7 protein-coding genes are annotated in these 9893 nt (G+C 48.0%); 5 read left to right on the forward strand and 2 right to left on the reverse strand.

Annotation, left to right across the window (positions count from 1 at the left end; all coding sequences use genetic code 11):
* The first annotated feature begins 397 nt into the window (after positions 1 to 397).
* The 5 genes from H6F80_RS11335 to H6F80_RS11355 all read left to right on the forward strand — a co-directional run bounded on the left by H6F80_RS11335 (position 398) and on the right by H6F80_RS11355 (position 7393).
* Positions 398 to 2485: a hypothetical protein gene (locus H6F80_RS11335; protein ID WP_190791656.1), complete on the forward strand. Its 2088-nt coding sequence runs from the start codon at positions 398 to 400 to the stop codon at positions 2483 to 2485.
* The gene (locus tag H6F80_RS11340) at positions 2482 to 3882 is read left to right on the forward strand and encodes a hypothetical protein (protein ID WP_190791657.1); all 1401 of its coding nucleotides are present in this window, start codon (positions 2482 to 2484) and stop codon (positions 3880 to 3882) included. The genes H6F80_RS11335 and H6F80_RS11340 overlap by 4 nt, the downstream gene beginning before the upstream one ends.
* A protein-coding gene (locus H6F80_RS11345; protein ID WP_190791658.1) for an IS1 family transposase occupies positions 3836 to 4665 on the forward strand; the annotation gives its coding sequence in 2 pieces (ribosomal slippage) (positions 3836 to 4177 and positions 4180 to 4665; 828 coding nt in all). The genes H6F80_RS11340 and H6F80_RS11345 overlap by 47 nt, the downstream gene beginning before the upstream one ends.
* 390 nt (positions 4666 to 5055) lie before the next feature.
* Complete coding sequence (locus H6F80_RS11350; protein ID WP_190791659.1) at positions 5056 to 6414, forward strand: hypothetical protein; 1359 nt, start codon at positions 5056 to 5058, stop codon at positions 6412 to 6414.
* Positions 6415 to 6574: 160 nt separating this feature from the next.
* The gene (locus H6F80_RS11355) at positions 6575 to 7393 is read left to right on the forward strand and encodes a pesticin C-terminus-like muramidase (protein WP_190791660.1); all 819 of its coding nucleotides are present in this window, start codon (positions 6575 to 6577) and stop codon (positions 7391 to 7393) included.
* A gap of 367 nt (positions 7394 to 7760) precedes the next feature.
* Here the strand turns inward: H6F80_RS11355 and H6F80_RS11360 are convergent, their stop codons facing one another.
* Together H6F80_RS11360 and H6F80_RS11365 are read right to left on the reverse strand one after the other, a co-directional pair.
* Positions 7761 to 9425, reverse strand: a complete 1665-nt coding sequence (locus tag H6F80_RS11360; RefSeq protein WP_190791661.1) for an IS1182 family transposase — start codon at positions 9423 to 9425, stop codon at positions 7761 to 7763.
* Between the two features lie 118 nt (positions 9426 to 9543).
* Positions 9544 to 9893, reverse strand: a 350-nt coding sequence (locus H6F80_RS11365; RefSeq protein WP_190791662.1) for a hypothetical protein, incomplete at its 5' end; no start/stop codon positions are given.

The following is a 9893-nucleotide window of genomic DNA, read 5'->3' on the forward strand; positions in this document are numbered from 1 at the left end:
ACCAGTAGAGGCAATTTGAGGGTGCAACAGAATTTTTAGTACAATAGCTACATTTCCAAACTCTTGCTCGGAAATGTTTTCAGTCTAGTTGCACTTCATGACAGGAACCCTTCAATCACCCCTACTACTGGCTCATACTCTCAGCTTCAAATCAAGCAGGAGAAAGTTTTGTTGTTCTACCTTGCACATACTGTTCCACTATTTGCTCATAATCAGAAATTAATTCAATGATGAATACTATTGTGCCTAATACCAATCCAATATGAAGGTGAGTATAACTAAACACCTGAAAGTCTTGCCCAATAAGGGTTAATTCTGCTCAAGCTCATTTTCGATTGGTATAACAAGGAAAACCGAATCATCAAGGAACTCCTGACAACAGCTTCTGTGCAAAGCTATGACGCAAAACAGTAATATACCAGGTTCTTGGCAATCCACTAGTGCAGATTTACCAGAAGTTCACGAGATCTTACAACAAGTTGCCAAGGCTATTTATATAGAAGCAAAAGAAGCTGTTCCTATAGACCAACAGAAAATTCAAGTTGAAAGAGCGATTGCCCTCGGTTTCTTAAAACAACAGGAAGACGAAGTTACTTTTGTCGAATCAGCCCTAAAAGCTGACTATTTGGTCGAATATGCTGTTAATGAATTGGTCGCGGCTTGGGATAATGTAGACGTTTTTTTAAAGAATATTTCTCATCTTTATCGCTGTAGTATTCTACTTAACTACAATCTCGCTCTTGGCTCACGATCAATATGCAGTCTAGTGCACGAGCATGGTAAGGATTTAATTACCCGTATCATTGAAGTTGCTACATTAAGAAGCACAGAAGATATTTCTCATGATCGTTTCTGGCACTTGTACGAGATATTTTGTGCAGCATTACCTGACCTTCGACCCGAACCAAAGCCTTTAGTTGATGCGTTGGAAGTTATTGCGAGCATTAACCTTGGAGCCGGAAAAATTCAATATGAGATACAGGGTTTACTGAAGCAATCGCAAGAAATTGTTGAGGCATTTTACCAAGAATTTACAAGCCGCTCCAATCGACTCTTTATTGAATTCATATTCACAACGCTACTTATCCTAAGTCAGTTTGATTTCTATACGGCTCACCAGAGAGCATTGTCACTCACTGGCTCTTGTGATTCAGTAGAAGCTAATTTAGGAATCGCTGTATTGGGACGGCTTAATTATAGTGCTGCTGGACAATCAGATTTACTGGCTAAAACACTCGATCGCTTCAATGAATTCCTATTACAACAGAACACCGAGTTAGATTTGATATTGACCAAAGCTTACGGAGACCTGCTAGACCACTCAGATGAGGCGATCGTTAAATTTGTAGAATTATCCTCTCGATCAGATTTGACTATCCGTCAGGAAGCAGCCCAAGTTCTATTTCGCCGAGCGGAGGAATCTTTTCAGAAAGATTGGTATAAGCAAGCCCTCTTGGCAGTTCTACAAAAACCACTCTTGCATCTAGAAATTCTAAAGCAGTTAGACTTTGCAATTCGCCACTATGTTCACAATGAACCTGGTTTTGCAATCCGAGTTATTGAGGTATTTGCACTAAATTGGGACTACACCAACAATACTGACAATACTTTATCTGACATTACGCGATATACACTTACAGAGTTATTCAACCATTACCGTAATGAGTTAAACTCTGCACTAACCCAGTGGTTCGCCTCAAGAATCCCTCGTTTACATCATGCTGCATCTGAGATTGAGCATTTCTTTGCATCAATACCATCAAACAATTCCAGTGAAAGTGCTGATAACAATCTAAAGCCATCAATTCTACTTAGCAAACCTGTACTCGACTCCCTTGATGAACTCACTGTTCAACAGATACTATCTCGTATTGCAGGCTATGTTACAGGTGGAATTTCACTTGCTGCTTTAATTTTATCTGCCGCCCGGCGGGAGCCTATTTCTCGATCGCTTGCAGAGCAAATTGTAATACTGCTAGGTGATTATGTTGTCTACGATTATCCAGTCAGAGCAAAGGAGTATTTAAACAATCGGCTTAGTGAAGAGACAACTACAGAAGTAGAAAGGCAGATCATTCAAGCATCATTGAAGCGGTTTGATCGCTATTTCCAAGCTCGGCAATCATTGCCTCCTCTAAAGGAACTACAAGCACCTCCCAGTAGAATCTATGCTTATTACCAAGCCCAATGGAAACAAAATGCAGACATTGTAGAACAGGCTAAAGAACGCTCAATCTTCCGGACTATATTCGCTGGACGGGAAATCCCAATCAAATATGGAAAGGCATCTGCTCATTTTGATGAAGCGGCCCAAAAAGTCTCTGAACCTATGCGTTTTGCACCCCTGTCTTACAGATATGATGTGCCCCAAAGCGATGCTATTGATCCTGTTGGTCGTGCTTATCAACGTTGGCGATGGAGGTTAGTAGGGTTTGAGCAAGCTACGGATACTTTTGAAACAAATTCGGCAGAGCCAGAAGTATGAAGTTAGTGATTCGTGAGTATCTAAGTATGTTGAAAGAAGCAGGCGAACTCGATTCGTTGCTCTTCGACCTACTCATGAACATGAAAATTATCCCTTTGAATCGGGCTGAAAGTGGGGGCAGGCAGGATGGTGTTGATATTCCTGCTATAGGGAACGATCCTGAGGACGGAAGGCGGAAGCTGTTTCTATTTACAGCAAAGTGTGGAGATATCACACGGCAGGAGTGGGATGCGTCTCCAAATGGAATCAGAGCATCTTTAAATGAAATACTAGAAGGCTACCTACGAACTCGTGTTCGACCAGGACACGCAAAACTTCCGAAGAAAATTGTTTTAGTGACAGGTGGAGCCTTAAAGCAGAATGTTGCTCAGAACTGGACTAACTATGTTCACGAACACACGCGAATCCATCCTAAATATGGGGAGATTGAGTTTGCTTTCTGGGGTGGCGAAGAGCTAGCGCCCCTGATTGAAGAGTATTTACTGGATGAGTATCTATTTCAAGAAAAATCCCGGAAAAATCTACGAAAGACGATCGCATTGGTTGACCAGAATGACGATCAGCCGAAGTATTTTTACCAATTGATCGACGAAACCCTATTCGATGACAACTTGCCAACTGATAAGAAACCAGGTTCGGTGCAGAAGCGCCAAAAGGTTCTACGCCTTCTGCATCTCAGCCTGAACATTGTATTTCATTGGAGCGAGGAAGCCGATAACCTCCGTCCCGCACTTTTAAGTGCTGAATATTTGATTCTTCGAGCTTGGGACTGGCTAAGGCAGAATAACTTGTTTGAGTGTAAAAAAACGGTAGCAGGATATGGCTCTCTATTATCCACTTACTTAACAATTGGTGATCGGTACGCAGGAAAACTCCAGCCTTACTGTTATATCCGCGATGGTTTATTTGGCTACAACATGGCAGATGAGGTGGAATATCCCTTAAGAACTTTCGAGACAATCGGAATATTAGGAAGCATTGGCTTAGCTTATTGGTATGCATCGCAGGCGTTTAGAGAGGATGCAGCCAAACAAGCTTACTTACAACAGTGCACTGCGATCGCCAAGATGCTCGCAGTTCTGATCAACAATAATCCATCGGCTTGGACACCACTCTATGATAATCATGCAATTGATATTGCAATTGGCTTGCTTGCTTTGACCGCAATGAGTGAACAGCAAACGGCTTCAGAGTGGGTAACTGGAATCGCAAGTCGTATTTTTTATGCATATAATACTTTGGGCAAGCATTTTCCAATTTCTTCAGACAGCCATGAAGAGTTAGTCGGTAGTGCATCAAGTTGTAGTGGGTTAGGTAAACTAGAGGGACAGCTACTCCCCAGCAAGACCTATGGAATGTCGCCTGTGCGGTCATCCCAGCACTCACAAACATGGTAAAGCTCCGAATGGGAGCCAACGGTATTTCTGCCCCCAATGCAAGCAAACGTTTAATGAACGGTTTGACACCTTGTATTATCATCGCCACGTCACACCCGAACAGATTCGACAAGTACTCCAGGCGCATAGCGAAGGAAGCAGTTTGAGGGGCATTAGCAGGACGAGTGGACTTGCCTACAACACCGTCGTGAGTATTGTTCGTGCTGCCAGTGTGCAGGCACAATTAGTCCACAATGCGGAAGTTCAATCTGTGCTAACTGAGGAAGTGAGTGCGGATGAGCTGTGGTCATTTGTCGCAAAAAACAAAAGCAGTGCTTCCCAGAGGAATTAACCGTGGGGGATTGCTGGATTGCTGTGAGTTTAGCTGATTCAAGTGGACTGATTTTGGCGGCACGATTGGGAAAGCATACGGATGAGTTAATTGAGGAATTAATCGTTAGTAGTGAGGGGAAAACGGCTTGTAAACGGTTCAACAGTGATGATTGGGGAGGTTATGAACGAGTCTTGCCTCCGGAGATTCTGCACCATATCGGCAAAGACAAAACGCAACGATTAGAGCGAACTAACGGAATTGTCAGACAACAAACCGGAAGGTGGCATCGCAGACAAAACAAGTTTGGCAAAGTCTGGGAGCAAACGAAGGTGACAACTCGATTAGTGGTGAGTTATTTCAACTGGATTTGGCAGCATAGCCGTTTCAAAACAACTGCTGCTCAACGTGCAGGATTAGCGACACGATCATGGAATTGGCATGATATTGCCACCTATCCCACATTAATTTGATGCACTATCAAGTTATCGTCCAGGAGATGTCTGGTGAGGTCAGTGTTTGAAGAGGATTGAAGGTTGAGAGGATGAGGGAAGGTCGTCGATGAGGTCGTAGTTGAGGCGATCTCTAGCTCTATTCAGCTAACAAGTCATTAGAGCAGACTGACCCAGTTCTCCTTAGTGCGTTAATAATGCTTGCAGCCGCTCAATTTCGTCGCTAGGCGGCGGAGAAATCCCAAACCGATCGCAGTTGTTGGCTTGGCTTAAGCTGGTTCTTGCGTTCCAGTTGCATAGCTGACCCACGTCCGCCGCCAGGAGAACTAGCTTGTTGTCGAAAATTTGACGGCTAGCGGTCGTAAGTGCATTTGCAGTTCATCTTAAGCAACGAAAAGGAGGAAAGCTGTCATGCCTGGCATCCCACTAACTGAGAATTATGAGTTTCACCCGTCGATGGACCTCGGCATCGGTCTCGATTATGTTACCAGCGCACCGCTGAGCGTCGGTGTTGTGGGTGAAGCCGTACCGTTGGAGGTTGCTCCAGGTCAAGACAGCTTCCTCACTGCCAGCCACATCAAGTCAGAAACCGACTTCAACCAGATCACCAAATTCAGTGCCGGCGTCGAGGCCCGGTACTTCATCTTCAGCGCCAGCGCTAAAGTGGAGTTCACGAAGTCGGTCAACATTCATGAGTACTCAAACTTCGTCGCGATCTACCAACGCACCATTAACGCCCCGACCCGGCTGAATAATCCTCAATTGACCGACGAAGCCCGCCACCTTCTGGAGCAGCGCAACCTATCGCGCTTCCACGAACGCTTCGGCCATGTCTTTGTCTCGACGATTATCACGGGCGGAGAATACACCGCGGTGTTCGAGTTCCGTGCCCGCAACAGCGCAGAGATGGAATCCACCAAAACGAGCATCAGAGCCGGGGCCGATGCCGGGGTCTTTGCGGCGAACGTAACTCTCGACTCATTCCAAGGCTGGATGCGGAGCATCGCTACCAATGAAATGAGGGTCACGTCGTGGACGCGAGGTGGTAACCGACGTGAAGAACCACAAACGGTCGAACAGGCGTTCCAGCGCGCACGCGAAATGCCGATCATTGCGCGTGATGCCCCGATCGCCTTTGGTGTCGTCGCGCAGCCGTATCAAATCTTGGCACTGCCGTACGATGACCTCACCTGGATCGATATGGAGAACGCCAACCAGGTAATGCGCGAAACGTTGGATAACATCGCTCGGCAGACGAAGCTGCGCAACAGCATCAAGTACGTGCTCAATCATCAGACGGAGTTCGTCGATGTCGATGTGCCGCGGCTCAACGCATTGCACGAACTGCTTACTCAAAACATCAACACCCTCACGGACAACGCTAAGGCTTGCGCCCGCGATCCGCTGGCCTGTCGCTTTGTCCACGTTGACGTACCGGATTTCACTCCCCGCCCAATACTGCGTGCCGATTCGGGGAGGGTCGTGATTCCCGATTTCACTGGCTCAAGACGATCCGGCAATGCCCTGTTGCAACTCGCCACAGAGCACAACGTCCTGTTGCGCGACGAACAGGGTGGTGACCTTGGTGCTTTGTTCTCGATATCGGTTTGCGACATCGAGTCCCAAAGTCCGAACCCTGGCGAAATTACTGACAGGCCCGCGGTCGTCCGGCTGAGGGTGAGCCGCTCGGAAATCGATCCGTCGATTCAATGGGTGCCTAGCAATAGGATCAGGCCAGACTACAGTGATCTCTTTGATCTTCGTCGCTAAAAACCGACCCAATGAGCGCCCTTTAAAGCAGCCGGAACAGTGCCGTGGTGATTTTATACCGCCGGTTTCGATGTGGCGATCATGAACCGGAGGACGCGCCGGATTGAAATCCGATGCTAAAACAACGAGAGCAAAACGAGTTGATCGCAAGGAGATACTAATGCAGTTTAGTCAACACCTCATCGATGTCATTGATCGACAAGAGGGTGGGTCGCTTACCAACGTCTACTTTCCTAGTAACGCGCAAAGCAGTACGGGTCCGACCGTCGCCCGCGGCGTCGATCTCGGGGCGTACTCGGAGGCAGACCTTCGCGCCGCGGGCCTTTCTGAGGAAACCATCGACAAGCTCCGGCGGTTCTTGGGCAAGACAGGGGACGCGGCCAAGCAGGAGGTGGCGATCGTGCCGGGCGTGACGATCACTTCCCATGAAGCCGACCTCCTGAACCAGCATGCCCTTGCGCGGATCGCCTCTACAGTGGAGCAGCGCTACGACGCGGCGCGCGGTACGCCGGGCGAATTTTCGCGCCTGCCGGATCTGGTCAGAACGGCGATCATCGATCTCGCCTACCAGTACGGTCCCAACCTACCGGTTCGAACCCCCAGAGTCTGGCAATATCTGACTGAGCAGCGTTGGGCGGAGGCAGTCCATGAGTTCCGGAATTTCGGGGACGCGTTCGGGTCACGCCGTAAGGAAGAAGCGGAGTTCATTGAACTGGCCACGGCCGTACCACTGCCGACGCTGGACATCAACACTGTGCTCGGCGTGCAGCGTGCGCTGATCGTGGTCGGCATTGACCCTGGACCCGCGGACGGGCGAAACGGGCGGCTCACCCAAAACGCTATCCTGAAGTTCCAACGTGCTTGGAATCAGGCAACCACGTCGGATTTCGTCGGCGAAACGGGCGAACTTGATGCGGGCACGCGGGACGTTCTGGAGAGTTTAGTGCGCAACCTCGGTTACCCAGTACTTTCCAGCTAACCGCAGGCTCGCTCCTACAAACAGTTGTAGATCGCGGATCTTATCCATTCTCGAAGGTGGTCGACTGCGTTCGCCTAACCAGCGCGTTGCAGCGGACAGAACAAAGACCTTGGTGCCGAGTTTAAAGATTATTTGCCTCCGCTGAACACAACCGTTGCCACCTCTACAATCGCCGAAGATAACTAAATTCGGCAATGTTGAATTCTCTTGTCTTTCTGCAACGTGCTGTTGGTAGGAGCTTCTGCGATCGCGGCAGAAGCTTTTAGGATTTATTGTTGGCGAAGTGACGATTTGCGGTGTGCCAGTTGGGTTTGTAAATAAAACGACCCGATACTGTTGGCGAAGCTCGACGAGGATCACACTTCCCTTAATCTGGCGCTAGAGCGGCGAAACGAGAAACCCGAGTTTTTGCTCTTGGCACACCCGTCACCCAGTTGACCAAGCGCTCAAAGTTCATTGCAGTGGCGACCGCAGTATTTTGCAAATGGGTTTTAGCTAGTCCTCGATATCGGGTTTGCCGGAGTCCAAACGCTCGAACTCCTTGAGAGAGCGTTCCTTCAATCCCAGCGCGACGCTTGTACCGTTGCTGTCCTTCAGCACTGGCATGGGTCGCTCTTGCCGCCTTGAGCGCTGCATACTGCGGCTGTGGCATCAGCAGGACACTGCGCGCAGCAGGCGGTTTTGCTCGAGTACAGTGAGAACGGGCGGCACAAGGTCCACAGTCCAGCGTCGAAAACTTGGCTTTGAAAACAAGATGCCCATCCTGCCCAATCAAAGGGGACCAGGAAATAGACTGCTTGCCCTGTGGGCAGGTGACCCGCTGATGTTCCCAATCCACCACAAACTGAGTGAAGTCAAACGCATTCTCTGTTTTGGTTTGCCAAGTGGGATTGGGACGAGCGGGTCCAACCATCGTAATACCCTGGGCTTGAGCCTCCACGAGTAAATGAGCTTCGACATAAGCTGAATCGACAAAATGCTCATCGGGTGGCAATTGTTTATCAATCAAGGCTTGATGAATCGAGTCGGTACAGTTCACCTCATGCACCGTTGCAGGTGTTGTCATGACCTGAGTCATCAAATGGCAATCCTCATCGTCACAGGTTTCACTGAAATGCACCATATATCCAGTCCAATGAAGGCTATGCCGGCTGCGATAACGTGCATCCCTGTCATAGGGCGATTCAACTGCCTCAGCCGCCTTGGTTAATTCACTTTTAGGTTTGAATCTGACCTGCTTAAATCCTGTTTGATCATCGGTCATCACTTCATAATGCCGTTGCCAAATCAGTTTTAGAGCAATAATGCTCGGTAGGTTCTCCCAATCAATTGAAAGATTAGACTCCTCAAGGCACTTCAATAGATAGTCAATATCATCGCCTACTGTTTGTGCATATTTATCTCGTTCTGTTGTACTTTTCGGTAATCGAGTATCTTCAATTCGACGACCGTAACGCTTATACCATGGTTCTAAAGCAACTTGTGCTGTCCATTCAGGAACCAGCGTTGCGAGTTCATTCAAAACAGCTCGAAATGTTTCTGCAACTAGCTCTAATCGGCTGAGGGCTCGGATTGAGGCTAACACACGAGTGGCATCAGTCCGCTGCTTGCCCCGAGCTTTGACCAGCCCTAAGATACGGCAGTGTTCCAACAATCGGTCCAGTAACAGATGCTCCGCTTGCCCCTCAATCAAGCGCTGACGAAACTCGCTCAATACACTGAAGTCAAATCCTGCATCCGTTAACTCCAAACCCAACAAATATTTCCAGTCAATTCGAGAACGGACGGCATCAGCGGCTTGCCGATCAGAGAGGTTTTCTCGAAATTGCATCACCGTAATCAGTGCCAGTTGCCAGGGCGGAATCGCGGGTTGTCCAGTTTTGGAAAACAAGTGGGCAAAATCTGCATCCCCGAAAATAGGACCTAACTCGTCTCTCAGCGTTATGTACAAGTTACCTTTTGGGAATGCAGCTTTAGCGACACGCACTGTTTCAGGAGGAACGGGAGGGATTGGCTCAAACGCGAGAGACATGGCAAGTCACCCTCAGCAATATAGAGATTTGTTTTCAGGATAGCTGATGTGATCTCAATCGAGGTTCGCCAACAGTATCCGACCCTTTGTTTTACACACTTCGTGACGGGTTCAAGAGTTAGGGTTGAAAAATACGACTGTTCATGATGGCAGCTAATGCGTTTAGATAAGCATCTGCTACTGCTCTAGGAAAATCATGTTGGTATCCTCTGCCAAAAAACTTATACTCCTCCGTGGCAAGGGTTATGAGAACTTCTCCCCAACTGTCAGTAAGTAATACTGGTGGAACAGCTATCTCAATTGCAGCAATAGATTCTGAATTCCAAGAACCGCTTAAATATTGAGTTACACAACCATTGATAGCCATGATAATTGTCTCTATCAAGCCCTCAGTTCCTTCCACAACACCATTCTCAAATCTTCCACAATCGAACTCTATTTCAACGGATACATAGCTTATTAACTCAG

Origin of the sequence: Leptolyngbya sp. FACHB-711 (assembly GCF_014695615.1) — a bacterium.
In the GTDB taxonomy this organism is placed as follows: Bacteria; Cyanobacteriota; Cyanobacteriia; order Elainellales; family Elainellaceae; genus Leptolyngbya_A.